Consider the following 25,748-nt stretch of genomic DNA (forward strand, 5'->3'; position numbering starts at 1 on the left):
ACCGACTGGAGGGGCCGTGAGTGCTGGGGGTTCGCCCCTGCGGAGTGGGGACCCCGCCCCCGCGCGCGGGTCCGTTCCGCTGAGGCCTGACGCCTGCCCGCCCTGGCTGCGTCCGCTTGTCGACCACGTCGACGACGTTCCCGACGCGGCCCGGCGCCGGCTGCCGGCCGACGTACTGGCGATGATCACCACCAAGGCCGCGTCGGCGGTGGCGACCCTGCGCGGCGCGAGCCGCGAAGCCGCCGTGCTGGTGTTGTTCTCCGGCCCCGAATCCGGCGCACCCGACGGCGGTTTTCCCGACGAGGCCGACCTGCTGGTCACCGTGCGGGCATCGACCCTGCGCCACCACGCCGGCCAGGCGGCGTTTCCCGGCGGTGCCGCCGATCCCACCGACGACGGCCCGATCGATACCGCGCTGCGCGAGGCCCGCGAGGAAACCGGCATCGATGTCAGCAGGCTGTCCCCCTTGGCGACGATGGAAAAGATGTTCATCGCGCCGTCGCAGTTCCACGTCGTCCCGGTGCTGGCCTACTCGCCGGATCCCGGCCCGGTGGCCGTCGTCAACGAGGCCGAAACGGCAATCGTCGCGCGAGTTCCGGTGCGCGCCTTCATCAATCCGGACAACCGGCTGATGGTGTACCGCGGCGATCTCGGCCGCCGATGGGCCGGCCCCGCGTTTCTGCTCAACGAGATGCTGGTCTGGGGATTCACCGGCCAGGTGATTTCTGCGTTGCTGGACGTCGCCGGCTGGGCCCAGCCGTGGGATACCACCGACGAGCGGGAATTGGACGCGGCGATGGCGCTGGTCGGCGACGGGGGCGAATCTCGATGAATTCCATGAGCCCGTCGCAGTGGCTGGACGTCGCCGTCCTGGCGGTCGCCTTCATCGCGGCGATCTCGGGCTGGCGGTCGGGCGCGCTGGGCTCGTTGCTCTCGTTCGTCGGCGTGTTGCTCGGTGCTATTGCGGGTGTACTGCTGGCGCCCCACCTGGTCAGCCACATCGCGGCCCCGCGGGCGAAATTGTTTGCCGCACTGTTTTTGATCCTGGCGCTGGTCGTCATCGGCGAGGTCGCAGGTGTGGTGTTGGGACGCGCCGTGCGGGGTGCGATCCGCAGCCGTTTGATCCGAACGGTCGACTCGGTCATCGGGGTGGCGGTCCAGCTGGTCGTGGTGCTGACCGCGGCGTGGTTGTTGGCGACGCCGCTGACCCAGTCAAAGGACCAGCCGGAACTGGCCGCCGCGGTCCGCGGTTCGCGAGTGTTGGCTCAGGTCAACGACGTAGCGCCGCCCTGGCTCAAGACGGTACCCAAGCGGCTGTCCGCGCTGCTGAACACCTCCGGCCTGCCCGCGGTGCTGGAACCGTTCAGCCGCACCCCGGTCATTCCCGTCGCCTCACCCGATCCCGAGCTGGCCGGCAACCCGGTGGTGCAGGCCACCGCGCCCAGCGTGGTCAAGGTGCGCAGCCTGGCCCCCAGCTGCCAGAAAGTGTTGGAGGGCAGCGGATTCGTGATCGCGCCCGACCGGGTGATGACCAACGCGCACGTGGTGGCCGGATCCAACAGCGTGCAGATCTACGCCAGTGGCAGTCCGCTGGACGCCACGGTGGTGTCGTACGATCCGGCCGTCGACATCGCGATCCTGGCCGTGCCCAATTTGCCGCCGCCCCCACTGGCTTTCGCGCAGGGCGACGCGAAAACCGGTGCCAGCGTGGTAGTCCTGGGTTATCCCGGTGGCGGAAACTTCACCGCAACCCCGGCCAGGATTCGCGAGCTGATCAAGCTGAGCGGGCCCGACATCTACCGGGATCCGGCCCCGGTCACCCGCGACGTCTACACCATCAGAGCCAGTGTGGAGCAAGGCAATTCGGGTGGGCCGTTGATCGACCTCGACGGTCACGTGCTCGGTGTGGTGTTCGGCGCGGCGGTCGACGATCCCGACACCGGGTTCGTGTTGACCGCCGACGAGGTGGCCAGTCAGCTCTCCAGGATCGGTGACACCCAGCTGGTGGGCACCGGCTCCTGCGTCGGCTGAACCGGCGCGCTTATCTGGCTCGGGTCAGGTGCACCTGTTCGAGGAACTTCGTCAGGTGCCGGTTGATTTCGTCGGGGGCCTCTTCATGGCTGAAATGCCCTGCGCCCGCGATGGATACGTAGCGGCCCTGCGGCGCGTAGCGCCGGGTACGGTCGACGGGGTCGGCCAGCACGTACGGATCCGCCTCGCCGCGCAGGTGTAACAGCGGCACGCTGAGTTGCCGGCTCATCGACTTCATGAAGCGCCGGCCCTCGTCGCGCAGCTGGCTGCGCGCCGCCCAGCGCTGGTACTCGAGTGCGCTGTGCGCGGCCGCCGGGATCTGAATCGCCGTCCGCAGGTGGCCGATGGTTTCGGAGAAGTCTTCGGAGGCAAGCCATTTGCCGCAGCTGCGACTGCGGACCAGGCGCTCGATCTCGGCGCCGTCGTCCCGGGTCAGTACGCGCTCGGGCCACAACGGTAGTTGGTATTGCAGCAGCGTCGGCAACAGCGCGTAACCCTGGTCGCGTCGCGTCAACGTGGATCGCCGCAACGCCGCCGGGTGCGGCGAGCTGATCAGCGCGATCGCCGACACCAGCCGCGGATGCAGCAAGGCGGTGGCCCAGCACGCCAGCCCGCCGTCGGCGTGGCCCACCAAGGTGGCCGAGGAGTGCCCCAGCGCCCGAATGAGTCCGGCGGTGTCGCCGGACATCGTCCAGCCGTCGTAGCCGCGGGGCGGCTTATCGCTGCCGCCGTAGCCGCGCAGGTCGACGGCGACCACTCGCGCGCCGCGCAGTCCGCGCAGTTGATGACGCCAGGACCACCAGAATGATCCGAAACCGTGCAGCAGCATCACCAGCGGGCGCGCCGTCGCGGGCGGGCCGTCGGCGTCGCTCAGCGCCTCGACCACGTGGAAGCGGATGCCATTGGCGTGCACATCGAGATGGCGCCACGGCCCCTCGATGCGGGTTACCGACGGATCCGGCGGCGCCATCTACCAACCCGATGGATCGCCGGCAGCGCCGTTACCGGGCTTCGCGTGCCTGGCTTGGGGCTCGGGGAGCGCCTTCGCGCCGCCGGGGGCCTTGTCGTGGCCCGGCGTCAGCGCGCTGCGCGTCTCCTTGACCGATTCGATCGTCTCGCGCGGCCCCCGGATCCGGCGCACCTTGAGGAAGCCGAACAGGGCCAGCACGGCGCCGACTACCACCATGATCCCGAACACGATCAGGAACGACACCCAGCGCCACAGCCAGGTGTCCAGCAGCTCGGCGAGGAAGAAGAAGAAAAAGAAGGTGGAGTAGAACAGCACCACCAGCGCCGCGATGAAGAAGACGCTGCCGGTGAGACCCTTTTTGACGTCCCGGGTAATTTCGGCGCGGGCCAGTTCGACTTCGGCGCGCACCAGCGTGGACACCTGGGTGGTCGCGTCTTTGATCAGATCACCGATCGACGGCTCGGCAGGTTTGGCATGCGGGTCGGTCAACGGAATCGTGGTCAGGGTGCTGGGCACACCGTTCTTGCCATCGGCTTTGCTCACGGACGGTCCTCTTTCGTCGTCACCCGGCTCGCTGTCGTCGCGGTTTATGTTGCCATGTGGCGCCTGGGCAGGAGAAGCCAGACGAGGCGGGTACGAGCACCGCGCCGCAGGTTCGAGCGCTCGACGGCCAGTTCCGTTCGGCCAGAAGGCGGTCGGCGACGACGCCGGGCCAAGGCGCTTTCAGAGCGCGAACATCACATCCCGGCCGATTACACTCGGCCAAGCCGGTCGCGATGTCCGGCCTACCGATAGGAGTGGGGCTGTGCGGAGGGCGCACCGATGCTTCCTGGTGGCGATTGTCGCCCTGCTCGTGGCCGCGATGGGTTCGTTTGCCCGCGCCGCCGCCGCTGACGTCCGGATCCCGATGGGCGGTGGGGCGGGCATCGTCATCAACGGCGACACGATGTGCACCCTGACCACCATCGGCGGTGATGCCGCAGGCGAGCTGATCGGCTTCACCTCCGCGCACTGCGGCGGCCCCGGAGCGCAGGTGGCGGCCGAGGGCGCCGAGAACGCGGGCGTACTGGGCACCATGGTTTCGGGCAACGACAATCTGGACTACGCGGTGATCAAGTTCGACCCGACCAAGGTGACACCGGTGGCCAACTACAACGGTTTCGTGATCAACGGCATCGGACCGGACCCGGCCTTCGGCCAGATCGCCTGCAAACAGGGCAGAACGACAGGCAATTCGTGCGGCGTCACCTGGGGACCGGGGCAGGATCCGGGCACGATCGTCATGCAGGTCTGCGGCCAGCCGGGTGACTCCGGGGCGCCGGTCACCGTCAACAACCTGCTGGTCGGCATGATTCACGGCGCATTCAGTGACAACCTGCCGACGTGCATCATCAAGTACATTCCGCTGCACACCCCGGCGGTGGTGATGTCGTTCAACGCCGCCCTCGCCGACATCAACGCAAAACACCGGCCGGGTGCGGGGTTCAGCCCGCTGCCGGGCTGACCGGTGCGACTACTTCGCCGCCCTGATCGCGTCGAAGACGCCGGGATCCAGCAGCGTCGAGGTGTCGCCCAATTCGCGGTTTTCGGCGATGTCGCGCAACAGCCGGCGCATGATTTTGCCGCTGCGGGTCTTGGGTAATTCGGGCACCACGTGCACTTCGCGCGGGCGGGCGATGGGAGAGATCTCCCGGGCCACCTCGACGCGCAACTCGTCGACGATCCCGTCGTGCACTTGGTAATCCGCGCACAAGACGACGAACGCGCAGATGGCCTGGCCGGTGGTCGAATCGGTCGCTCCGACCACCGCCGCCTCGGCCACCGCGACGTGGCCGACCAGCGCCGACTCCACCTCGGCGGTGGACAGCCGGTGTCCCGACACGTTCATGACGTCGTCGATGCGGCCCACCACCCAGATGGCGCCGTCGCGGTCGTAATAGGCGCTGTCACCGGCGAAATACCAGCCCTGCTCGGCGAACCGGGACCAGTAGGTTTCGATGTATCGCTCGGGATCGCCCCAGATGCCGCGCAGCATGGACGGCCACGGCTGGTCCAACACCAGGTAGCCGGTGACGTGCTCGCCCTGGTGGATGCCCGGCACCAGTTGATCGCCGTGGTCGTCGACGATCTTGGCCGAGATGCCCGGCAGCGCCCTCATCGCCGAACCCGGTTTGGCCGCAGCGACTCCCGGAAGCGGGGAGATCATCGTGGCGCCCGTCTCCGTCTGCCACCAGGTGTCGACGATGGGCAGGCGGTCGGCGCCGATCACCTTGCGGTACCAGCGCCACGCCTCGGGGTTGATCGGTTCGCCCACCGAACCCAGCAGCCTCAGGCTGGACAGGTCGTGCGCGTCCGGTATCTCGCGTCCCCACTTCATGAACGTGCGAATCAGCGTGGGCGCGGTGTAATAGATTGTCACACCGTACTTTTCGATGATCTCGAAATGCCGGTGCTGGCTGGGCGAGTCGGGCGTGCCCTCGTAGAGGACCTCGGTGGCGCCGTTGGCCAGCGGCCCGTACACGCCGTAGGTGTGTCCGGTGACCCAGCCGATGTCGGCGGTGCACCAGAACACATCGGTTTCGGCCTTGATGTCGAAGACGTAGTAGTGCGTGTAGGCGGCGTGGGTCAGATAGCCGCCGCTGGTGTGCACGATGCCCTTGGGCTTGCCGGTGGTTCCCGAGGTGTACAGCAGAAACAGCGGCTGCTCCGCCTCAAAGGATTCCGGGGTGTGTTCGGCGGAGGCGGCGTCGACGACGTCGTGCCACCACAGGTCGCGGCCGTCGTTCCAGGACACGTCAATTCCGGTGCGCCGCACCACAAGAACGTGCTCGACGGGGCTGTCGTCGCCCTTGACGGCCTCGTCGGCCGCGTCCTTCAACGGCGCCGGCTTGCCGCGGCGGAACTGGCCGTCGCTGGTGATGAGCAGCTTGGCCTGCGCGTCGGCGATCCGGGCCTGCAACGCCTTGGCGGTGAAGCCGGCGAACACCACGCTGTGCATCAGCCCCAGGCGTGCGCAGGCCAGCATCGCGATCACCGCCTCCGGGATGAGCGGCAGGTAGATCGCGACCCGGTCGCCGGCGACCAGACCGAGATCGGTCAGCGCGTTGGCGGCCTTGCACACCTCGGCCTGCAGATCGGAAAAGGTCAGGCTGCGGTGATCGCCGACGGGTTCACCCACCCAATGGATGGCGACCCGATCCCCGTGCCCCGCCTCCACATGGCGGTCCACACAGTTGTAGGCGACGTTGAGTTTGCCGTCGGCGAACCACTTCGCGAACGGTGCCTCCGACCAGTCCAGCACCTCGGTGAACGGCGTCGCCCACGACAGCCGGTTGGCCTGCTTGGCCCAGAAGGCCAACCGGTCCTGCTCGGCTTCGCGGTACAGCTCCTCGCCGGCATTGGCCTGCTCGGCGAATTGCGCCGGCGGCGGGTACGACGACGGGCCTGCGGTATTGGTGGCGGTCACTGGGTTCTCCTGTGTCGAGACTGCGCCGTTCGGTGGCCGACTGCGAGCCTAGCCGTGTGAGGTGTAGCTGTGCGAGTGGTGGGCTCGCGCGAATCCGGGGTCAAAGTGTGCCCTGATGTCGGATAATCACCCGTGTGCCGGGTCATGGGCGGGGCATCCGCCGACTAATCCCCAGCTTTGCCGGGGCCGCAACGATTTACGCGGCGGCCACCACGCTGGGGTGGCCCGCATCGGCCATGCCTGCCGACAACGCCGACGCGCCGACGCCGTGCTGGTCAGACCAGATCGCCGTCACCGCCTCGCCCGCCGAGGCCGCCGTGGGGCATCGCGCGCTCACCCTGATGTTCAGCCTCGCCGGTGGCGCCGACCCGTGCACGCTGACCGGATACGCCGGGGTCGACTCGGGTGCGGGGGGACCGCTGATTCACGCCCAGCCCACGCTGCGCGGATACATGGGCGGCCTGCAGACCGGGGTCAATGAGCCGCCGACGGTCATCCTGTCGATATCGACGCAGGGGCAGGCCATCGTCGAGGGCATGGCCGTCGAGGCCGACGGCAAGCCGTGCCCCACCTATACCGACCTGGTCGTCAATCCGCCGGACACCACCGATGTGGTGACCGTGTCCGCGACCATCGACGCCTGCGCGCTCCAGGTGCACCCGATCACCGCGGTCTGAGCGACGTCAATCGGCTCTGAGCAGGCGGTAGACCCGCGCGGGGACGGGGTAGCCAACTAGATCGAATGCTCCCGTTTGCCGTCGGGCTGCTCTCCGAGGCGACTTCAGGCCCTAGGGTCGGGTGTCATGCGTGGGATGCGGATACCGTTGGCCTTGCTGGCCCCGGTCGCCGCCGCGATGCTGACGATCGCCTCGCTGGCCGGTTGCGGTGGCGGCGCGCTGAGCCCGGATCTGGTGGTGGTCAACGGCGGGGAACCGCCGAACCCCCTGATTCCCACCGGCACCAACGACAGCCAGGGCGGCCGGATCCTCGATCGGCTCTTCGCCGGGCTGATGTCCTACGACGCCGCCGGAAATCCGTCGCCGGAGGTCGCCCAGTCGGTCGACACCACCGACAACGTCAACTATCGGATCGTCCTCAAACCCGGCTGGGCGTTCACCGACGGCTCGCCGGTGACCGCCCATTCCTTCGTCGACGCATGGAACTACGGGGCTCTGAGCACCAATGCCCAACTGCAGCAGAGCTTTTTCAGCCCCATCGACGGGTATGACGCCGTTGCCGGGCTGGGCGGCGACGGCAAGCCGACGGCCACCACCATGTCCGGCCTACGCGTGATCAACGACCGGGAGTTCACCGTCCGGCTGAAGGCGCCCACCATCGACTTCAAATTGCGACTGGGCCACAGCGCGTTCTATCCGTTGCCGCGGGCGGCCTTTCGGGACATGAGCGCCTTCGGGCAGCACCCGATCGGCGACGGCCCGTACCAACTCGCCGGCGGTCCCGACGGGCCCGCCTGGGAGCACAACGTCCGAATCGACCTGCGGCCCAACCCCGGTTACCACGGCAACCGCACGCCACACAACAAGGGGCTGAGGTTCGAGTTCTACTCCAACCTGGACACCGCCTACGCCGACCTGCTGTCGGGCAACCTCGATGTGCTGGACACGATCCCGTCCAGCGCGTTGACGATCTACCAGCGCGACCTGGGCGGCAACGCTGCTCGCGGGCCCGTCGCCGTCAGCCAGTCCGTCGACACGCCGCTGCGGCTGCCGCACTTCGGGGGTGAGGAAGGCCGGCTGCGCCGGTTGGCGTTGTCGGCGGCCATCAACCGTCCGCAAATCTGTCAGCAGATCTTCAACAACACCCGCAGCCCGGCCCGCGACTTCACCGCCAGCTCGTTGCCTGGATTCGATCCGAATATCCCGGGCAGTGACGCATTGGACTTCAACCCCCAACGAGCACAACAACTCTGGGCTCAGGCCAACGCGATCTCGCCGTGGAGCGGGCGGTACGCCATCGCCTACAACGCCGACAGCGGCCATCAGGAGTGGGTGGACGCGGTGGCCAACAGCATCAAGAACATACTGGGCATCGATGCCGTCGGTGCGCCGCAGCCCACCTTCGCCGGGTTCCGCACCCAGATCACCAACCGCACCATCGACACCGCGTTCCGGGCGGGCTGGATGGGCGACTACCCGTCGATGATCGAATTCCTCGCACCGCTCTACGCCACCGGTGCGGGATCCAACGACGTCGGATATTCCAGCCGCGACTTCGACGCCGGCCTGGCCGCCGCCGAGGCGGCTCCCGACCTCCGGCAGGCCGCGACGCTCGTCAACGTCGCGCAGCGAATCCTGTTGCACGACATGCCCGCTGTGCCGCTGTGGTACTACATCGCCGTGGTGGGATGGTCGCCGGAGGTCAGCGCCGTCAAGGTCACCTGGAACGGACTGCCCGACTACGAGAACATCGTCAAGGCGTGAACATGGGTTGGTACATCGCACGCCGGATCGCCGTCATGGTGCCCGTCTTCCTGGGCGCCACCCTCCTGATCTACGGCATGGTCTTCCTGTTGCCCGGCGACCCGCTGGCCGCCATCGCCGGCGATCGCCCGCTGACGCCGGCGGTGGCCGCCGCGCTGCGCGCTCGCTATCACCTCGACGATCCCTTCATCGTGCAGTACCTGCGCTACCTGGGCGGCGTTGTGCACGGCGACCTGGGCCGCGCCTATTCCGGCTTGCCGGTCAGTGCCGTTCTCGCACATGCGTTTCCGGTCACGCTCCGGCTCGCCTTGGTCGCTTTGGTCGTCGAGGCGGTGCTGGGGGTCGGGTTCGGCGTGATTTCCGGGCTGCGTCAGGGGGGAGTCTTCGATGCCACGGTGCTGATCGCCGGCCTGATCATCATCGCGATCCCGATCTTCGTGCTCGGCTTCCTGGCCCAATTCCTGTTCGGAGTCAAGCTGGGCATCGCGCCCGTCACCGTCGGCGAACGAGCGACCTTCGCGCGCCTGCTGCTCCCCGGATTCGTCCTGGGTTCAGTCTCATTCGCCTACATCGTCCGGTTGACCCGGTCGGCGGTGGCCGCCAATGCGCACGCCGACTATGTCCGCACCGCCACCGCCAAGGGGCTGTCACGGCCACGGGTGGTGACCGTGCACATCCTGCGCAACTCGCTGATCCCGGTCGTGACGTTCCTGGGCGCCGACCTGGGGGCGCTGATGGGCGGGGCCATCGTGACCGAAGGCATTTTCAACATCCACGGGGTGGGCGGCGTGCTCTATCAGGCCGTCACCAGGCAAGAAGCGCCCACGGTGGTCTCCATCGTGACGGTGCTGGTGCTGATCTATCTGATCACCAACCTGATGGTGGACCTGCTCTACGCCGCGCTGGACCCGAGGATCCGCTATGGCTGAGCACTCTGGCTTTTGGGGTGAGACCTGGCGAAAGCTGCACCGCCGTCCGAAGTTCGTCATCGCCGCCGTGCTGATCGTCCTCGTCCTTCTCGTCGCACTGTTTCCCACGTTGTTCACCCACGCCGACCCCGGCTATGCCGATCCCAGCCAAAGCCTCCGCAGCCCGTCGGCGGCGCACTGGTTCGGCACCGACCTGCAGGGCCATGACATCTACGCGCGCACCGTCTACGGCGCGCGCGCGTCGGTGACGGTCGGGCTGGGCGCCACGCTGCTGGTGTTCGTCGTCGGCGGGGCGTTGGGCGCGCTCGCCGGCTTCTACGGGGGATGGTTCGACGCCGTCATCTCCCGCGTCACCGACATCTTCTTCGGGCTGCCGCTGCTGCTGGCCGCGATCGTGCTCATGCAGGTGCTGCACCATCGCACGGTGTGGATGGTGATCGCCATTTTGGCCCTGTTCGGCTGGCCGCAGATTGCCAGGATCGCCCGCGGCGCGGTGCTGGAGGTGCGGGGCAGCGACTACGTGCTCGCGGCTAAAGCGCTGGGGATGAGCAGGTTTCAAACGCTGCTCCGGCACGCCCTGCCCAACGCGGTGGGCCCGGTGATCGCGATGTCCACGATCGCACTCGGTGCCTTCATCGTCACCGAGGCCACGCTGTCCTACCTCGGCGTCGGCCTGCCGAGTTCGGTGGTGTCGTGGGGCGGCGACATCAACCTCGCCCAGACGCGGCTGCGGGCCGGATCGCCGATCCTGTTCTATCCCGCAGGTGCGCTGGCGATGACCGTGCTCGCGTTCATGATGATGGGCGACGCGCTGCGCGACGCCCTGGATCCGGCCTCGCGGTCCAGGCGCGCATGACCGCCGGCGACGATGCAGAGCGCAGCGGTGAGGAGCGGCGCAAAATGACCGTCGGGGAAGCGCCGCTGTTGACGGTCGAGGGCCTGGAGGTCAGGTTCGGCGACCACGCCCCCGCGGTGCTCGGAGTGGATCTGAGCGTCCTGCGCGGTCAGACCGTCGCCGTGGTCGGCGAGTCGGGATCCGGGAAGTCCACCACGGCCGCCGCGATCCTCGGGCTGCTCCCCCCGGGCGGGCGAATCACGGCCGGCCGCATCACGTTTGACGGGATCGACATCACGTCGGCGGACCGCCGGCTGCTGCGCTCGATCAGGGGGCGCCGCATCGGCTACGTGCCGCAGGACCCGATGACCAACCTCAACCCGGTGTGGAAGGTCGGATTTCAGATACGAGAAGCGTTGCGGGCCAACGCCAATGGCCGTCAGGCGCGGCGGCGGGCGGTGGAATTGCTCGCCCAGGCGGGCATGCCGGATCCGGCCAAGCAGGCGGGCAAGTACCCACACCAACTATCGGGCGGTATGTGCCAGCGCGCGCTGATCGCCATCGGGTTGGCGGGTCGTCCGCAGCTGCTGATCGCCGACGAGCCGACGTCCGCGCTCGACGTCACGGTGCAGCGTCAGGTCCTCGACCATCTGCAGAAGCTCACCGACGAACTGGGCACGGCGCTGCTGCTGATCACGCACGATCTGGCGCTGGCCGCCGAACGGGCGGAGCGCGTCGTCGTCGTCCACCGCGGCGTTGTGGTGGAAACCGGTGCCGCACGGACCATTCTGCGAGATCCTCAACACGAGTACACCCAGCGGTTGGTGGCCGCGGCTCCGTCGCTGACGCCCACGAGCAGGCGGACGCCCACCCGAGGCGACGACATACTGGTCGCCTCGGAGCTCACCAAGGTGTACCGGGATTCGCACGGCGCACCGTGGCGGCGCGGCGAGTTTCGCGCGGTCGACGCGGTGTCGTTCCGGCTGCAGCGGGCCCGCACCCTGGCCATCGTCGGCGAATCCGGCTCGGGAAAGTCGACGGTGGCCCGCATGGCGCTCGGCCTGCTCCAACCCACCTCCGGCACAGTCGTTTTCGACGGCACGCAGATCTCCGACGCGACGGATCGGGACGCGATGATGGCCTTCCGCCGGCGCGTCCAACCGGTCTTCCAGAACCCGTACAGCAGCCTGGACCCGATGTACTCGGTGTTCCGCGCCATCGAGGAACCGCTGCGCATCCACCGCGTGGGCGACCGCAGGCACCGCGCGAAATCGGTGCGCGAACTCGTCGACCAGGTGGCGCTGCCGTCGTCGGTGCTGAGCAGGTTGCCGCGCGAGCTGTCGGGTGGCCAACGTCAGCGGGTCGCGATCGCGCGGGCCTTGGCGCTGCGGCCCGAGGTGCTGGTCTGCGACGAGGCGGTGTCGGCGCTCGACGTGCTGGTGCAGGCTCAGATCCTCGATCTGCTGGGCGAGTTGCAGGCCGAACTGGGACTGGCCTACCTGTTCATCAGCCACGACCTGGCGGTGATGCGGCAGATCGCCGACGACGTCCTGGTGATGCGGGCGGGCCGGGTCGTGGAGCACGCATCCACCGAGCAGCTGTTCACCGACCCCGGGCACGAGTACACCCGGCAGTTGCTGGACGCCATCCCGCGTGGGCCGAAATACGACGGGGATAGGTTGTGACGTTGTGACAGCTGATCCGCTGGCCCCCTTGATGGAGCTGCCCGGCGTCGCCGAGGCCAGTGACCGCGCCCGCGACGCGCTGGGTCGTGCCCACCGCCACCCCGCCAACCTGCGCGGCTGGCCCGTGACCGCCGCCGAGGCGGCGCTGCGGGCGGCGCGCGCATCGTCGGTGCTGGACGGTGGCCCTGTCCGACTGGAGGATCTGGCCGACGCCGGACAGATCAGTGATCCGGTATTCGCAGGGGCGCTCCGGGTGGCCCAGGCGCTGGAGGGCGGCGAAGGCCCCGTAGTCGCGATCTGGCGACGGGCGCCGCTGCAGGCGCTGGCCCGACTGCACGTGCTGGCCGCGGCGGAGCAGGTCGACGATGAGCGGTTGGGTCGTCCGCGCGCGGACGCAGGCGTTGGCCCGCGACTGGAGTTGTTGGCGGACTTGGTGAACGGACGCACCCGGGTGCCGGCGCCGGTGCTTGCCGCCGTCGCTCACGGCGAACTGCTGACGCTGAAGCCGTTCGGCAGCTCCGACGGTGTGGTGGCCCGGGCGGTGTCGAGATTGGTGACCATCGCCAGCGGGCTGGACCCGCACGGGCTGGGCGTGCCCGAGGTCAGCTGGATGCGCCAACCCGCCGCGTATCGCGATGCCGCGCAGGGATTCGCCGACGGCACACCGGAGGGCGTTGGGGCGTGGCTGGTGCTGTGCTGCCGGGCGATGAAAGCCGGTGCGCAAGAGGCCGTGTCGATTGCCGACTCGATGTCGAACCGGTAGCTGAAGCGGTGACCGAGGGCCGGGAAACGTCACCGGAGAAACGGCCGGAAAAATGTAGAGCGGGCGACGTTCCGAATGTTCGGTCCGCCGCCCGCTAGCACGGGGCTCGGTTACCAAGCGTGCATCTCGGGGCTGCGTGGGTTGGCCTCGGCGATCTCACGACGCTTCTGGTTGCGACCCCACCCAAAGGGCCGTCGATACCTTCCGCATTTTCGCAATTTCGCAGGCCCGCAACACTTCTGCCATTTTCGCGGCTATGACTCCGCGTGGGTGCCGAGCACCGTGCTGGGCGCCCGGGTTGGGAGAACGAACCTTCTCTTCCGGATCGACCTAGGCCTCACCGGGCTTCCGTGGTTCCTTTGTACTACTAGACCCCTAGCACAGCAAGGGCAATTCGCGAAATGGCGCCGAATCCATTTTGGATTGCGCGTTTAACGAGTTTGCTGCCGCATGCCGCCGCGCTCAGAACGCGTAGCGGCGCAACAACGAGTACGTGACCGCGCCGGCGGCCAGCGCGCTGATACCCACCGCGGCCGTCGTGGCGATCGCCGCACCGGAGGGCGCCGGAATGCGGTCGCGCAGGGATACCGGACGGGAGAACGACATTACGGGCCAACCGCGTTCGACGGCTTCGCGGCGCAACCCGCGGTCCGGATTCACCACGCTGGGGTGGCCGACGGATTCGAGCATCGGCAGATCGGTGATCGAGTCGGAGTAGGCGTAGCAGTGTTCCAGCGGGTAGCCCTCGCGCGCGGCCAGCTCGCGGATCGCCTGCACCTTGCCGTCGCCATAGCAATAGAACGCGATCTCGCCGGTGTACCGACCGTCCTCGACAACCATCCGGGTCGCCATCGCGTGGGTGGCACCGAGCGCCCGCGCGATGGGGGCGACGATTTCCTCGCCGGAGGCCGACACCACCACGACGTCGCGTCCGCACAACTTGTGCGCGGCGATCAGGTCGGCCGCCTCCGCGAACACCAGCGGAGTCACGATGTCGTGCAGCGTCTCGTTGACGATCGACTTGACCTGTTCGACGTCCCAGCCGGTGCACATGTTGGTCATGTGCGCGCGCATCCGATCCATCTGGTCATGATCAGCACCGGACAGCAGATAGATGAACTGCGCGTAGCTGGACTTGAGCACCGCGCGGCGGTTGAGCAGGCCCTGGTTGAAAAACGGTTTGCTGAACGCCAGGGTGCTGGACTTGGCGATGATCGTCTTGTCCAGGTCGAAGAAGGCTGCCGTTCGGGCGTGCGGAGCGGTGCTTGCCGCTGCTTGCTCCGAGGCTGACTGCTCCGCGGTCGGGTCGAAGACGGTCACCGACCCAGCATAGGTCGACGGTCCCGCGACGCCGTGATCCCGCACCGGAAATGGCCGCTCAGCGGGGTTCGGGGGGCGGGCGGAGCAGTGTTTACGCGGCTCAAGCTGTTTTTTCAGAAAATGATGTCTTGCGTTACTCGGGCTTGTCATGTGTATAGTAAGCATTACTCGGCCTTGAGCCGAGGGTGTATCAGCCCGACCCCCCGGGGCTGATACACGACGACCCTCGCCTCCTCCCCCCCTGGCGGGGGTCGTCCCTTTTCTAGGGTCGGTTTTTTCCTCTGCACGGCGCCCGGCTCGGCCCTGGGTGCGTTGCGGGAAAGTGTGTCCGTCGTCGCTGGCGGGGTGCCTTCGAGCTGCGTTTGTGCACACTCGCGTCTCTATCCACAAATGCGCATCTGGGACTGGTGTGCCAAGGTCACGGCCCCGCACAGTGGTCGGGTGGCTAGCAGCTCCGAAGTTGACGCGACGGGTTCCGCGGGTGTGTTCGCGATGCTGGCGGAGCCCGAGATGCGCGCCGAGTTGGACCGGGTGGCGGCTGCCGCCGGTGTCCGGGTGGTGCATGCCGGTGACGGTTCTCCGGTCAGCCGCAAGAGTTGGGCGGCGGCCGCGGCCGTCGTGCTGGACGCGCGGGCGGCGGCGCGCTGCGGGCGATGGGCGCTGCCGCGCCGCGACCACGTGACCGTGCTGACGGTCGCCGAACCGGAGACGACGACGTGGGCGGCCGCCGTCGGGGTCGGCGCCGCACATGTGTTGCGGCTGCCCGGGCAGGAAGCGGATCTGGTCCGCGCACTCGCCGAGGCCAGCGAATCGTCGCGCGACGACGGGGCACGCGGCCACGCGGTCGCCGTCATCGGGGGCTGCGGCGGGGCCGGCGCGTCCCTGCTCGCGGTCGCCCTGGCCCAGGCCGCCACGGACGCGTTGTTGGTGGACCTCGACCCCTGGGGTGGCGGCCTCGACTTGTTGCTGGGCGGCGAAAGCGCGCCGGGCCTGCGCTGGCCGGATCTGGCGTTGCAGGGCGGGCGGCTGAACTGGTCGGCCGTCCGCGACGCGCTGCCACGGCACCGCGGGATCAGCGTGCTGTCCGGTACCCGGCGCGGTTACGAGCTGGACGCCGGGCCGGTACACGCCATCGTCGACGCCGGACGGCGCGGCGCGGTCAGCGTCATCTGCGACCTTCCCCGTCGGCTCACCGACGCCGCCCAGGCCGCACTGAGCGCGGCCGATCTGGTCGTCGTCATCAGTCGCGCTGACGTGCGGGCCTGCGCGGCGACCGGGGCGCTGGCGCCGGTCCTGGCGTCCCTCAATCCCAACATCGGCCTGGTGGTGCGGGGGCCGTCGCCCGCCGGATTACGCCCAGCCGAGATCGCCGATATCGCCGGCCTGCCGCTGTTGGCCTCGATCAAGGCGCAGCCGCAGCTCGCCGAGCAGGTCGATCGCGGCGGCCTGCGGTTAGGGCGGCGCTCGGCGCTCGCGGCGGCGGCCCGACAAGTGCTCGGCGTGCTCCCGCCCGTTGGGTCGCGGCGGAACGGCAAGGCGGCGTGAGCGGTTCGCTGATCGAACGGGTCCGCGAGCGGTTGGCCGGCGAGGCCGGCCCGCTGGGACCGGCCGTGGTGGCCGCCGCGATCAGGGCCGAGTCCGGCGGGATGCTCGGCGACACCGAGGTGCTGGCCAACCTGCGGATCCTGCAGACGGAGCTCACCGGTGCCGGCATTCTCGATCCGCTGCTCTGCGCGGACGGGACAACCGACGTGTTGGTCACCGCACCGGATGCGGTGTGGGTCGACGACGGCACCGCCCTGCGGCGCACCGAAATTCGCTTCCCCGACGAGGCGGCGGTGCGGCGGCTGGCCCAGCGGCTGGCGCTGGCCGCGGGCCGGCGCCTGGACGACGCGCAGCCCTGGGTGGACGGCGAGCTGAGCGGCATCGGCGCCGGCGGCTTCGCGGTGCGGCTACACGCGGTGCTGCCGCCGGTGGCGGCCGCGGGCACCTGCCTGTCGCTGCGCGTCCTGCGGCCCGCCAGCCAGGATCTGGCGGCCCTGACCGCCGCCGGCGCGATCGAGCCCGCGGCCGCCGCCCTGGTCACCGACATCATCGGCGCCCGGCTGGCGTTCCTGGTCAGCGGTGGCACCGGCGCCGGCAAGACCACACTGCTCGCCGCGATGCTGGGCGCCGTGCCGCCGGGCGAACGGATCGTCTGTGTCGAGGATGCCGCGGAGCTGGCCCCGCGGCACCCGCACCTGGTGAAGCTGGTCGCGCGGTGCGCCAACGTCGAAGGCGTCGGCGAGGTTCCGGTACGCGAGCTGGTCCGGCAGGCGCTGCGGATGCGGCCCGACCGCATCGTGGTCGGCGAGGTCAGGGGAGCCGAAGTCGTGGACCTACTGGCCGCGCTGAACACCGGCCACGACGGCGGCGCGGGCACCGTGCACGCGAACAGCCCCGGGGAGGTGCCCGCCCGCCTGGAGGCATTGGGCGCGCTCGGCGGCCTCGACCGGGCCGCGCTGCACAGCCAACTCGCCGCCGCGGTGCAGGTGTTGCTGCACGTCGAGCGCGACCGCGCCGGCCGGCGGCGGCTCAGCGAAATCGCCGCGCTGCACAACGACCACGGTCGCGTGCGCGCGATCACCGTGTGGCATGCGGATCGGGGAATGACGGATGCCGCCCCGCAGCTGCAGCGCCTGCTGCGCGGCCGGATGGCGGCATGAGCGGCCCGCTGGCCGGCGCGCTGCCGTTGTCGTTGGCGCTCATCGTCGTTCGGCCCTCGCCGCGACGACGCCTGTCGGCCTCACGACGCCCGCGGCTCCCGGTGGTCGGGCTTCGCGGGGCGGCCTGCGTCGCCGCGGGTATCGGCTGCCTCGCCGTTGTCGTGCTGCCGCTGACCACCGTCCTGTGCGTCGCGGTCGTGGGCGCGACCGCGGGTCTGCGGTATCGGCGCCGCCGGAGCATCCGGCGCGCCGCGGCTGAGGGCGACGCGCTGCAATCCGCGCTCGAGGTGCTGGTCGGTGAGTTGCGGGCCGGTTCGCATCCGGTGCGCGCCTTCGGCGTCGCCGCCGACGACACCGTCGGCGCGGTTGCGGCGTCGCTGCGTTCGGTGGCGGCGCGGGCCCGGCTGGGAGCCGACGTCGCGGCCGGCCTGGCCGCCGCGGCCCGCGACTCGGCGCTGCCGGCGCACTGGGAGCGGCTCGCCCTGTGCTGGCGGCTGGCCAGCGACAACGGGCTGGGCATCGCCACCCTGATGCGCGCCGCCCAGCGCGACATCGCTGAGCGGCAACGGTTCTCGGCCCGCGTCTCGTCGAGCATGGCCGGGGCGCGGGCAACCGCGACGATACTGGCCGCGCTGCCGGCGCTCGGCGTGCTGCTCGGCCAGTTGATCGGGGCCCGCCCGCTGGGCTTCTTGCTGGGCGGACACGCGGGCGGGTGGCTGCTGCTCGTCGGCTCGGCGCTGGCCTGCGTCGGCCTGCTGTGGGCGGATCGCATTGCGGATGGGGTGGCGTCGTGAGGGGCGGCGAATGAACCGTGTCGGCGACGATGCAGAGCGAAGCGATGAGGAGGAGGGGCGCATGGATTTCGTGGCGGTGCTGCTGGCCGTGGCGCTGTGGGTCGGCCCCGGTCCCTCGCTGGTGCGCAGCCGCATCGGGACGCCGATGCGTGGCGGTCGACGGTCGCGGGGCCGGGCACCGTCGCGTGGGCCGGATCCGCTGGCGGTCGCCTCCTGTCTGGACGTGCTGGCCGTGTGCCTGGGGGCCGGCATGGCCGTGTCGACGGCCGCCGCGGCGGCGGCCCCGGCGGCGCCGCCAAAGTTGGCCGGGGTGCTGCGCCGCGCCGCCGACCTGCTCGCGCTCGGTGCGGATCCCGCTGTCGCCTGGTCTATTCCGCCCGGCCCGCAGAACGCGGCCGATCCGCAGATCGATGCGTTGCTGCGGCTGGCCAGGCGCTCGGCGTCCTCGGGCGCGGCGCTGGCCGGCGGCGTCACCGAGCTGGCCGGGGAGTCCCGCCACGACGCCGCGCACGCGGCGACCGCCGCGGCCGAGCGGGCCGGCGTGCTGATCGCCGGACCGTTGGGCCTGTGCTTCCTGCCGGCGTTCGTCTGCCTGGGCATCGTCCCGGTGGTGGCCGGTCTGGCCGGCGATGTCTTGCAGTCGGGCCTGCTGTGAAACGAAAGGAAACGATTGATGGTCAACATGTTTCGCGAATTCTCGGCACGCGTGGCCGTGCTGGTGGCCGACGAGTCGGGCATGTCGACGGTCGAGTACGCCATCGGCACCATCGCGGCGGCGGCCTTCGGCGCGGTGCTCTACACCGTCGTAACCGGCGATTCCATCGTCTCGGCGCTGACCAACATCATCGGTCGCGCGCTCAACACCAAGGTGTAGCCGGCGATGCCGGCGCATCCACCGTGGAGGCGGCACTGGGCATCGCCGCGCTCGTGGTGGTGCTGGTGCTGTGCCTGGCCGGTGTCAGCGCGGTGTCGATGCAGGTGCGCTGCGTCGACGCCGCCCGCGAAGCCGCCCGGCTGGCGGCGCGCGGCGACGAACGCTCCGCGGTGGCCGCCGCGCGCCGGCTGGCGCCCGGTGGCGCGCGGATCGACCTGCGCCGCGACGGCGACTTCCTGGTGGCCACCGTCGTCGCGCATTCGAAGTTGTTGCCCACCATCGACATTGCGGCAAAAGCGGTCTCGGCGGCCGAGCCGTCGCGGTGAGCGGGGCTCGGCCGCCCTGGTCGCGGCCTGGATGATCGTGGTGCTGCTGGCGGTGACCGGCGCCGGCGCGTACCTGGGCTCGGCGGTGGTGGCCCGCCACCGCGCGCAGGCGGTTGCCGACCTGGCCGCGCTGGCGGGCGCGGCGCGGCTGACTTCCGGAGCGGATGCGGCCTGCGCCAGTGCTGCGGGCGTGGCACGCCGGATGCGGATCGATGACATCGGCTGTGCGGTGGACGGTCTCGATGTCATCGTCACCGCGCGGGTGGCCGTCGCGTTCGGCGGCGCGGCGCAGGCCGCCGCGCGGGCAGGGCCGGCGACGGGGAAAGTCGATCAGGTCGCGGCGTCGGGGCTGGGTGACAATCCCGCGGTGGCCAGTTCCTCGTCGGTGGGCAGCCGCAGCGAGACCAGCCCGGCGTACGTGTCCGGTTCGAGTTCCACCCGGTTGACCGTGACGTGCACGGGCACCCAATCCCCGTCGTGCCCGGGCATCCGCAACACCCGGCTGGTGGCGCCCCCACTGAATTCCCTTGTCATGGTGGACATCAGATCGTGGTCATCGGGGTGAACCCGGGGCTTGCCCGTCTCACTGCTGCGCCAGTCGTAGAACGTGCAGGGCTCGTCGAGCCATTTGAGCAACGTCCAGGTGTTGAGGTCGATCAGCGCCCGGTGCACCCCGGCCTGGGCCAGCCCGCTGAGGATCCGTTGCGCCAGATCATCGGTCGACACCTCCGGGCCCCTGAGTTCGGACTGCCAGTTCATCGCCCGCGCCACCAGGTGCTCCCGGCCGTCGGGTCCCGGTTCCAGAATCGTGCGTGCGACAAAACCTATCCGGATCGCCTCGCCGCGCCAGTCGGTGAGATCCCAGGTGCTGCACAGTGTTTGGTCGGGCTTGGCCTTGACCGCCATGGCCAGCACTTTGGTCTCGTTCGGGTTGAGTTCACGGGATGGGAGGTCTTCGGCGAAGGCCCTGCCGAAGGTGACCTCGACTTCGGGGTTCTTGCCGCTGTTGATCAGCGATTCGCGGGTGTCGGTGGCCACGCCGAGGGTCAGGTCCCACTTCAGCGGCCCCGGAATCGGCCGCTCGGGCGGCTCGACGTCGGCGGGACCGGTCCAGACATGCACGCCGTGGATGAAGCCGTCGGACATCACCACCGGTTCGGTGCGAATGATGCGGTCCCGCTTGGTCGTGATGCTGGTCAGGGCCTGCCCGGTCTGCACCGACTCGGTGATCGCCGTGCGGACCGCGGCCAGAAAGGGACTGCGGCGCAGGAATGTGGTGATGGGGACGAGATTTTTGAGCTGGCGGCCCTGCGCCACCACGGTGGGATCACCCCCGAGTGTCTCCACGAGCAACCAGTCGTGGGCCATGCGGCCGAGTTTACGGATGAGGCGAGGGGTGTGGGGGAGTGCGGCCGATTCGCCGGGCGCCGAAGACCTCCGCGGCCGGCAGCCGTCACCGGCGTCGGTGGTGCTTGCGATGCCGTCTGGGCCTTGGTACTTTGCTGCTGCGTCCGCATCGTCGGGGTTGCGGATGGCCCACAACTAATCGTTTTTCTCATTCAGTGCGACAGCACGCCGCCATTTCTTGAGCAGCAGGAAATGTGTTCTTGGCGTGGGCGTCACGAGGCAAATCCGCTGGGTCGACCGTCGAGGGGTCGGTCGTCATCCGCGGAAACTGCCCTCCCGGGGCCCTGCGCCAATTCTGCGAGGACCAGCTTCAGCACCAGCACCGCGCCCGCCTTGTCGAGCGGGTCGTTGCCGTTGCCGCACTTGGGGGATTGCACGCACGACGGGCAGCCCCGCGGGCACTCGCATGCTTCGATGGCGGCTGCTGTCGCACCCAGCCAGGTGCGGGCCTGGCGAAAGCCCCGCTCGGCGAATCCCGCGCCGCCCGGGTAACCGTCGTAGACGAAGACGCTGGGCAGGCCGAGGGGGTCGGGCCCGACGGCGGTGGACAGCCCGCCGATGTCGCCGCGGTCGCAGCTGGCCACCAGCGGCAGCAGCCCGATCGCCGCGTGTTCGGCGGCGTGCAGCGCTCCGGGGATTCGCGTTGCCTCAATGCCCTTGCGCTGCAACACATCTTCGGTGATGGTGTACACCACCGCCGTGGTGGCCAGGGTGTGTTCCGGCATGTCCAATTCGATGAAGTCGATCACCTCCCCGGAGAGCCGGCGGCGCAGATACCCCACCACCTGATGGGTGACCCTGACCGGCACCAGACCAAGCGTTACCGGCCCGAACGTCAGGCGCTCGCCGGTTCCCGTGACGGCGATATCGGTGATCTCGCGCGCGAACGTCGCGTAACCGGGGTCCTCGGCGTGCACGAACGCGATGCCTTCCTCGGTGTCCAGGGAGTCCACCACGTAGCTGTCGCCTTGATGCAGGTACACCGCGCCGGGGTGGACGGTGGCCGGCGCCTGACCGGCGCCGGCGCTGCCCAGCAGCCTTCCGGTGTCGGCCTCCACGATGACGATCTGACCGCCCGCCGAGCCCCGGATATCCACCGCGGCATGGGGTTCCAAGCCGGGCACCGGAAAGTACCTGCCGCCGCGCCGCCGCAGCAGCCCGTCGTCGACCAGGCCGTCGGCCACCTCGGTGGCGTCGAGGGCGCGTACCTCCGCTTCCTCGAGCGGTAGTTCGGTTGCCGCGCACAGCAGCTGCGGACCCAGGATGTAGGGGTTGGCCGGGTCGATCACGACCCGCTCGACCGGCTTGTCCAGCAGCGCAGCGGGGTGGTGCACCAGATAGGTGTCCAGCGGGTCGTCGCGGGCGACCAGCACCACCAGCGCGCCCTGGCCGCGCCGCCCGGACCGGCCCGCCTGCTGCCAGAACGAGGCCACCGTGCCCGGGAAACCGGCGAGCACCACCGCGTCCAGTCCGGCGATGTCCACGCCCAGTTCCAGCGCGTTGGTGGTGGCCAGACCCCGCAGCCGGCCCTCGGCCAGCGCACGCTCCAGCGCGGTGCGGTCCTCGGAGAGGTAACCGGCCCGATACGACGCGACCTGTCGGGACAGCTCCGGGGCGATCTCGTCCAGCCGCGCCTGTGCGCCGAGCGCGGTCAATTCCGCGGCGCGGCGCGACCGCACGAACGTCAGGGTCTGAGCGCCCTCGGCGATCAGGTCGGCCATCACGCGCGCCGCCTCGGCACCGGCGGAGCGGCGCACCGGCGCGCCGTTCTCGCCGGTCAGGTCGGCCCGCAGCGCGGGCTCCCACAGCGCCACCGTCCGGGCGCCCTGCGGTGAACCGTCCTCGGTGACCTCCTCGACCGGCAGCCCGATGAGTTCGGCGGCCGTCGCGCCCGGTGAATCCGTTGTCGCGCTGGCGAAGATCACCGTCGGCGACGACGAATAGCGGGCGCACAACCGCAACAGGCGGCGCAGCACCATCGCCACGTTGGAACCGAAAACCCCACGGTAGTAATGACATTCGTCGACGATCACGAAGCGAAGGCCACGCAACAGGACGCCCCAACGGGCATGATTGCGCAAGATCGACAAATGGATCATGTCGGGGTTGGAGAACAACCACCGCGAACGTTCCCGCGCGAAGCGTCGGACCTCGGTTGGGCTGTCGCCGTCGTAGGCGGTGGGAGCGACGTCGTGCAGCCGTGGAATCGCCGCGGTGAGCGCGTGCGCGGCCCGCAATTGGTCGTGGCCCAACGCTTTGGTGGGCGACAGGTAGAGCACCCGAGCCCGCGGATCGGTTGCCAGCGCGTTGAGGACCGGGAGCTGATAGGCCAGTGACTTGCCCGACGCGGTACCGGTGCTGAGCACGACGTGACGGCCCGCGTACGCCAGGTCCGCGGCGGCGAACTGATGCGACCACGGTGAGGTGATCCCGCGGTCGGCGAACGCGCTGACCACGTCGGGCGCGGCCCAGGCCGGCCACTCCCGCGGCCGGCCGCTGCGTGGTGGCAGTTCGGCGACGTGACGCAGCGGGCGCTCGTCCGACGCTGTTCCGGCGAGCGCGGCGGCAAGCAGGTCGCTGCCGAAACTCGCCATCTCACTCCCTCCGGAATCCGTTGTGAAATCGGCGCTGGAATCGGCCTTCGAATCGGCGGCAGACACAAGTCTGTCGCCGACGCGATGAACATGGTTGACTAATTGCGGTCGCAGCTTCTGTGTTCGTGTAAAACTTTCGCAGGATCGACGTTGCGGCCGCGGTTCCTGCGAGGTTAATCGGTCGGGTGAAGTTCCGGCGACTCAGCGAGGTATGGCGGTCGTACCAGGCCCGGGGCATCGAAAGGCGATGCTCCGCACCCAGAAGAAAAGGAAAGATCGAGAGATGCCACAGGGAACTGTGAAGTGGTTCAACGCGGAGAAGGGCTTCGGGTTCATCGCCCCCGAAGACGGTTCCGCCGATGTGTTTGTCCACTACACGGAGATCCAGGGTTCGGGCTTCCGCACCCTCGAAGAGAACCAGAAGGTCGAGTTCGAGATCGGCCACAGCCCTAAGGGCCCCCAGGCCACCGGAGTCCGCTCCGTCTAAGACAGAGCAGACCTGAACGGATCCCCCCGTGCAGACCCGCCCAGCGGGTCCGGCCGGGGGGTTTCCTCTTTTACCGGCGCGACCAGGTGCGCATCCCGTCGGTCCCGGACGCCGCGCCGGTTGCCTCAAGACGCGGATGGGCCCCCTGGCCTACTGTCGGTGGCGTGAGCCAGCTTTCCTTCTTTACAGCGGAGTCGGTGCCGCCCGCGGTCGCCGATCTTTCCGGGGTGCTGGCGGCGTCCGGGCAGATCGTCACCGTGGGTGCCACCGGCGAAAGCCAGGTCGCGGGTGCCCGGCTGTCGGTGGTCGTGGACCAGTCCTGGCGGGCCTCGGCGCTCGCCGAGATGATCCGGGAGGCGGGCCTGGTGGCCGAGATCAGCCGGACCGACGAGGACACCCCGCTGGTGCGCACCGCGGTGGACCCCTCATTGAGCACGCTGGCCGCCGAATGGACGCGCGGTGCCGTCAAGACCGTACCGCCGCGCTGGCTGCCCGGGCCGCGCGAGCTGCGGGCGTGGACGTTGGCGGCCGGAAACCCCGAGGGCGAGCATTACCTGCTGGCATTGGACCCGCACGCGCCGGACACGCACTCGCCGCTGGCGTCGGCATTGATGCGCGTCGGCATCGCGCCCACCCTGATCGGCACCCGCGGTGGCCGGCCGGCGCTGCGGATCAGTGGGCGGCGCAGGCTATCGCGCCTGGTAGAGAACGTGGGCGAGCCGCCCGATGGCGATGAGGCGCTGTCGCGGTGGCCGCGAGTCTAGGCTGGAGTAAACGCCCGAAACTGTGTCGGCTTTCCGGCATTTTCGCGGATGTCAGTTTGCGCAGGCCCGGCCAAGGGTGCGAAATTGTCAGGTGCCGCAGGGCGAAGGAACGGTCGCGTACCTGAATTTCACCGGAATTTTCGATGCCGACCTGTCATTCTTCCTGCAGTGGTCTCGCAGGGGGGACCAATCAGAGATGGAGCGTAAGGGCAGTTGGCTGACCCGAAACTAAAGGACACCGGCAGCGGCGGGAATGGCAGCCGCCGGCGACTCGTGATTGTCGAGTCGCCCACCAAGGCGCGCAAACTGGCCAGCTACCTGGGCTCCAGGTACATCGTGGAGTCGTCGCGCGGTCACATCCGCGACCTGCCCCGCGCCGCCGCCGACGTGCCGGCGAAATTCAAGTCGGAGCCGTGGGCCCGCCTCGGGGTCAACGTCGATGCGGACTTCGAACCGCTGTACATCATCAGCCCCGAGAAGAAGAGCACGGTGACCGAGCTCAAGGGCCTGCTCAAGGAAGTCGACGAGCTCTATCTGGCCACGGATGGTGACCGCGAGGGCGAAGCCATCGCCTGGCACCTGCTGGAAACCCTGAAGCCGAACATCCCGGTCAAGCGGATGGTGTTCCACGAGATCACCGAGCCGGCCATTCTCGAGGCCGCCGAGAACCCCCGCGACCTGGACATCGACCTGGTCGACGCGCAGGAAACCCGGCGCATCCTGGACCGCCTGTACGGCTACGAGGTCAGCCCCGTGCTGTGGAAGAAGGTCGCGCCGAAGCTGTCGGCGGGCCGGGTCCAATCGGTGGCCACCCGCATCATCGTGCAGCGCGAACGCGACCGCATGGCCTTTCGCAGCGCTTCCTACTGGGACATCGTGGCCCAGCTCGATGCCAGCGTGTCCGACCCGCAGGCCTCGCCGCCCATCTTCACCGCCCGCCTGACCGGCGTCGACGGCCTGCGCGTGGCCGCCGGCCGGGACTTCGACTCGCTGGGGCAGCTGCGCAAGGCCAACGAGGTCACCGTTCTCGACGAGGCGAGCGCGACGCAGCTGGCGGCGGGCCTGCGCGGCGTTGATCGCCGACTCCGACAGCGTGGTGGAGTCGGTACGCATATAGGTGATGTAGCCGTTCTCGTACAGCCGCTGGGCGATGCTCATCGTGCGCTCGGAGGAGAACCGCAACTTGCGGCCGGCTTCCTGCTGCAGCGTCGAGGTCATGAACGGCGCGTAGGGGCGCCGGGTGTAGGGCTTTTCCTCCACCGACGCGACGTTGAGCTGGGCGCCGCGCAGGCCCGCCGCCAGCTGCGTCGCGCTCGCCTCGTCGAGAACGGTGACCTCGTTGGCCTTGCGCAGCTGC

23 protein-coding genes and 3 pseudogenes are annotated in these 25,748 nt (G+C 69.4%); 19 read left to right on the forward strand and 7 right to left on the reverse strand.

Annotated elements, in window-relative coordinates; all coding sequences use genetic code 11:
• Positions 1 to 16 precede the first annotated feature (16 nt).
• The gene (locus A5708_RS02000; RefSeq protein ID WP_065027019.1) at positions 17 to 832 is read left to right on the forward strand and encodes an NUDIX hydrolase; all 816 of its coding nucleotides are present in this window, start codon (positions 17 to 19) and stop codon (positions 830 to 832) included.
• 5 nt (positions 833 to 837) lie between these two features.
• Positions 838 to 2,031, forward strand: coding sequence for an acid resistance serine protease MarP (gene marP, locus A5708_RS02005; protein ID WP_155765846.1), 1,194 nt, complete (start codon positions 838 to 840; stop codon positions 2,029 to 2,031).
• 10 nt (positions 2,032 to 2,041) lie between these two features.
• Here the strand turns inward: marP and A5708_RS02010 are convergent, their stop codons facing one another.
• Positions 2,042 to 3,001, reverse strand: a complete 960-nt coding sequence (locus tag A5708_RS02010) for an alpha/beta fold hydrolase (protein WP_065027021.1) — start codon at positions 2,999 to 3,001, stop codon at positions 2,042 to 2,044.
• Positions 3,002 to 3,544 (reverse strand): phage holin family protein, encoded by a 543-nt coding sequence (locus A5708_RS02015; RefSeq protein WP_065027022.1) that lies wholly within the window; start codon positions 3,542 to 3,544, stop codon positions 3,002 to 3,004.
• A 262-nt stretch (positions 3,545 to 3,806) separates the two neighbouring features.
• Here A5708_RS02015 and A5708_RS02020 point away from each other — a divergent pair, with 262 nt between their 5' ends.
• The gene (locus A5708_RS02020; protein WP_155765842.1) at positions 3,807 to 4,505 is read left to right on the forward strand and encodes a S1 family peptidase; all 699 of its coding nucleotides are present in this window, start codon (positions 3,807 to 3,809) and stop codon (positions 4,503 to 4,505) included.
• Positions 4,506 to 4,514: 9 nt separating this feature from the next.
• On the opposite strand, the gene acs is transcribed toward A5708_RS02020, so the two are convergent.
• Positions 4,515 to 6,467, reverse strand: a complete 1,953-nt coding sequence (gene acs, locus A5708_RS02025; protein ID WP_065027024.1) for an acetate--CoA ligase — start codon at positions 6,465 to 6,467, stop codon at positions 4,515 to 4,517.
• Positions 6,468 to 6,601: 134 nt separating this feature from the next.
• Here acs and A5708_RS02030 point away from each other — a divergent pair, with 134 nt between their 5' ends.
• The 6 genes from A5708_RS02030 (at position 6,602) to A5708_RS02055 (ending at position 13,120) form a co-directional block, all read left to right on the forward strand.
• Complete coding sequence (locus tag A5708_RS02030) at positions 6,602 to 7,144, forward strand: DUF4232 domain-containing protein (protein ID WP_196772494.1); 543 nt, start codon at positions 6,602 to 6,604, stop codon at positions 7,142 to 7,144.
• 135 nt (positions 7,145 to 7,279) lie between these two features.
• Positions 7,280 to 8,908, forward strand: coding sequence for a peptide ABC transporter substrate-binding protein (locus A5708_RS02035; protein WP_419538293.1), 1,629 nt, complete (start codon positions 7,280 to 7,282; stop codon positions 8,906 to 8,908).
• A 2-nt stretch (positions 8,909 to 8,910) separates the two neighbouring features.
• A complete protein-coding gene (locus tag A5708_RS02040; RefSeq protein ID WP_065027027.1) occupies positions 8,911 to 9,837 on the forward strand; it encodes an ABC transporter permease in 927 nt (308 codons plus the stop codon).
• Positions 9,830 to 10,693 carry an ABC transporter permease gene (locus A5708_RS02045; RefSeq protein WP_065027028.1) on the forward strand — a complete coding sequence of 288 codons (864 nt, stop codon included), beginning with the start codon at positions 9,830 to 9,832 and terminating at the stop codon, positions 10,691 to 10,693. The genes A5708_RS02040 and A5708_RS02045 overlap by 8 nt, the downstream gene beginning before the upstream one ends.
• A 44-nt stretch (positions 10,694 to 10,737) precedes the next feature.
• Positions 10,738 to 12,357: a dipeptide ABC transporter ATP-binding protein gene (locus A5708_RS02050; RefSeq protein ID WP_065027042.1), complete on the forward strand. Its 1,620-nt coding sequence runs from the start codon at positions 10,738 to 10,740 to the stop codon at positions 12,355 to 12,357.
• A gap of 4 nt (positions 12,358 to 12,361) precedes the next feature.
• Positions 12,362 to 13,120 (forward strand): oxidoreductase, encoded by a 759-nt coding sequence (locus A5708_RS02055; protein WP_065027029.1) that lies wholly within the window; start codon positions 12,362 to 12,364, stop codon positions 13,118 to 13,120.
• 462 nt (positions 13,121 to 13,582) lie between these two features.
• Here the strand turns inward: A5708_RS02055 and A5708_RS02060 are convergent, their stop codons facing one another.
• On the reverse strand, positions 13,583 to 14,440 hold the full coding sequence (locus A5708_RS02060) for an HAD-IB family hydrolase (RefSeq protein ID WP_065027030.1): 858 nt from the start codon (positions 14,438 to 14,440) through the stop codon (positions 13,583 to 13,585).
• Between the two features lie 492 nt (positions 14,441 to 14,932).
• Between A5708_RS02060 and ssd the strand changes: the two genes are divergently transcribed.
• From ssd to A5708_RS25870, 7 genes and pseudogenes are all read left to right on the forward strand, one after another.
• A complete protein-coding gene (gene ssd / locus A5708_RS02065; protein ID WP_065027043.1) occupies positions 14,933 to 15,985 on the forward strand; it encodes a septum site-determining protein Ssd in 1,053 nt (350 codons plus the stop codon).
• Complete coding sequence (locus tag A5708_RS02070) at positions 15,982 to 17,145, forward strand: TadA family conjugal transfer-associated ATPase (RefSeq protein WP_065027031.1); 1,164 nt, start codon at positions 15,982 to 15,984, stop codon at positions 17,143 to 17,145. Before ssd ends, A5708_RS02070 begins: the two co-directional genes overlap by 4 nt.
• Positions 17,142 to 17,939: a type II secretion system F family protein gene (locus A5708_RS02075; protein WP_065027032.1), complete on the forward strand. Its 798-nt coding sequence runs from the start codon at positions 17,142 to 17,144 to the stop codon at positions 17,937 to 17,939. The genes A5708_RS02070 and A5708_RS02075 overlap by 4 nt, the downstream gene beginning before the upstream one ends.
• Before the next feature lie 61 nt (positions 17,940 to 18,000).
• Positions 18,001 to 18,594 carry a type II secretion system F family protein gene (locus A5708_RS02080; RefSeq protein WP_196772495.1) on the forward strand — a complete coding sequence of 198 codons (594 nt, stop codon included), beginning with the start codon at positions 18,001 to 18,003 and terminating at the stop codon, positions 18,592 to 18,594.
• A gap of 18 nt (positions 18,595 to 18,612) precedes the next feature.
• The gene (locus A5708_RS02085; RefSeq protein WP_064885260.1) at positions 18,613 to 18,813 is read left to right on the forward strand and encodes a DUF4244 domain-containing protein; all 201 of its coding nucleotides are present in this window, start codon (positions 18,613 to 18,615) and stop codon (positions 18,811 to 18,813) included.
• Between the two features lie 23 nt (positions 18,814 to 18,836).
• Positions 18,837 to 19,139: a TadE family type IV pilus minor pilin gene (locus A5708_RS02090; protein ID WP_196772496.1), complete on the forward strand. Its 303-nt coding sequence runs from the start codon at positions 18,837 to 18,839 to the stop codon at positions 19,137 to 19,139.
• A 31-nt stretch (positions 19,140 to 19,170) separates the two neighbouring features.
• Positions 19,171 to 19,392 (forward strand): annotated as a pseudogene (locus A5708_RS25870) (Rv3654c family TadE-like protein); the annotation flags it as partial.
• A 77-nt stretch (positions 19,393 to 19,469) separates the two neighbouring features.
• Here A5708_RS25870 and A5708_RS02095 read toward each other — a convergent pair.
• On the reverse strand, positions 19,470 to 20,507 hold the full coding sequence (locus A5708_RS02095) for a PAS domain-containing protein (protein ID WP_065027033.1): 1,038 nt from the start codon (positions 20,505 to 20,507) through the stop codon (positions 19,470 to 19,472).
• Between the two features lie 251 nt (positions 20,508 to 20,758).
• A complete protein-coding gene (locus tag A5708_RS02100; RefSeq protein WP_231117790.1) occupies positions 20,759 to 23,140 on the reverse strand; it encodes a DEAD/DEAH box helicase in 2,382 nt (793 codons plus the stop codon).
• Positions 23,141 to 23,423: 283 nt separating this feature from the next.
• Between A5708_RS02100 and cspA the strand changes: the two genes are divergently transcribed.
• The 3 genes and pseudogenes from cspA to A5708_RS02115 form a co-directional block, all read left to right on the forward strand.
• A complete protein-coding gene (gene cspA, locus A5708_RS02105; RefSeq protein ID WP_007166602.1) occupies positions 23,424 to 23,627 on the forward strand; it encodes a cold shock protein CspA in 204 nt (67 codons plus the stop codon).
• Between the two features lie 164 nt (positions 23,628 to 23,791).
• Positions 23,792 to 24,391 (forward strand): hypothetical protein, encoded by a 600-nt coding sequence (locus A5708_RS02110; protein ID WP_065027034.1) that lies wholly within the window; start codon positions 23,792 to 23,794, stop codon positions 24,389 to 24,391.
• 213 nt (positions 24,392 to 24,604) lie between these two features.
• Positions 24,605 to 25,462 (forward strand): annotated as a pseudogene (locus A5708_RS02115) (toprim domain-containing protein); the annotation flags it as partial.
• Between the two features lie 36 nt (positions 25,463 to 25,498).
• Here the strand turns inward: A5708_RS02115 and A5708_RS27345 are convergent.
• Positions 25,499 to 25,744 (reverse strand): annotated as a pseudogene (locus A5708_RS27345) (DNA topoisomerase); the annotation flags it as partial.
• Positions 25,745 to 25,748: the final 4 nt, after the last annotated feature.

This window comes from Mycobacterium colombiense (genome assembly GCF_001672755.1).
GTDB lineage: Bacteria > Actinomycetota > Actinomycetes > Mycobacteriales > Mycobacteriaceae > Mycobacterium > Mycobacterium colombiense_C.

Excerpts from the sequence above, each read along its gene's own strand:
- marP (WP_155765846.1), top strand. The coding sequence starts at position 838 with ATGAGCCCGTCGCAGTGGCTGGACGTCGCCGTCCTGGCGGTCGCCTTC.
- A5708_RS02010 (WP_065027021.1), bottom strand. The coding sequence starts at position 3,001 with ATGGCGCCGCCGGATCCGTCGGTAACCCGCATCGAGGGGCCGTGGCGC.
- A5708_RS02035 (WP_419538293.1), top strand. The coding sequence starts at position 7,280 with ATGCGGATACCGTTGGCCTTGCTGGCCCCGGTCGCCGCCGCGATGCTG.
- A5708_RS02040 (WP_065027027.1), top strand. The coding sequence starts at position 8,911 with ATGGGTTGGTACATCGCACGCCGGATCGCCGTCATGGTGCCCGTCTTC.
- A5708_RS02045 (WP_065027028.1), top strand. The coding sequence starts at position 9,830 with ATGGCTGAGCACTCTGGCTTTTGGGGTGAGACCTGGCGAAAGCTGCAC.
- A5708_RS02050 (WP_065027042.1), top strand. The coding sequence starts at position 10,738 with ATGACCGTCGGGGAAGCGCCGCTGTTGACGGTCGAGGGCCTGGAGGTC.
- ssd (WP_065027043.1), top strand. The coding sequence starts at position 14,933 with ATGCTGGCGGAGCCCGAGATGCGCGCCGAGTTGGACCGGGTGGCGGCT.
- A5708_RS02075 (WP_065027032.1), top strand. The coding sequence starts at position 17,142 with ATGAGCGGCCCGCTGGCCGGCGCGCTGCCGTTGTCGTTGGCGCTCATC.
- A5708_RS02080 (WP_196772495.1), top strand. The coding sequence starts at position 18,001 with ATGGATTTCGTGGCGGTGCTGCTGGCCGTGGCGCTGTGGGTCGGCCCC.
- A5708_RS02085 (WP_064885260.1), top strand. The coding sequence starts at position 18,613 with ATGGTCAACATGTTTCGCGAATTCTCGGCACGCGTGGCCGTGCTGGTG.
- A5708_RS02095 (WP_065027033.1), bottom strand. The coding sequence starts at position 20,507 with ATGGCCCACGACTGGTTGCTCGTGGAGACACTCGGGGGTGATCCCACC.
- A5708_RS02100 (WP_231117790.1), bottom strand. The coding sequence starts at position 23,140 with ATGGCGAGTTTCGGCAGCGACCTGCTTGCCGCCGCGCTCGCCGGAACA.
- cspA (WP_007166602.1), top strand. The coding sequence starts at position 23,424 with ATGCCACAGGGAACTGTGAAGTGGTTCAACGCGGAGAAGGGCTTCGGG.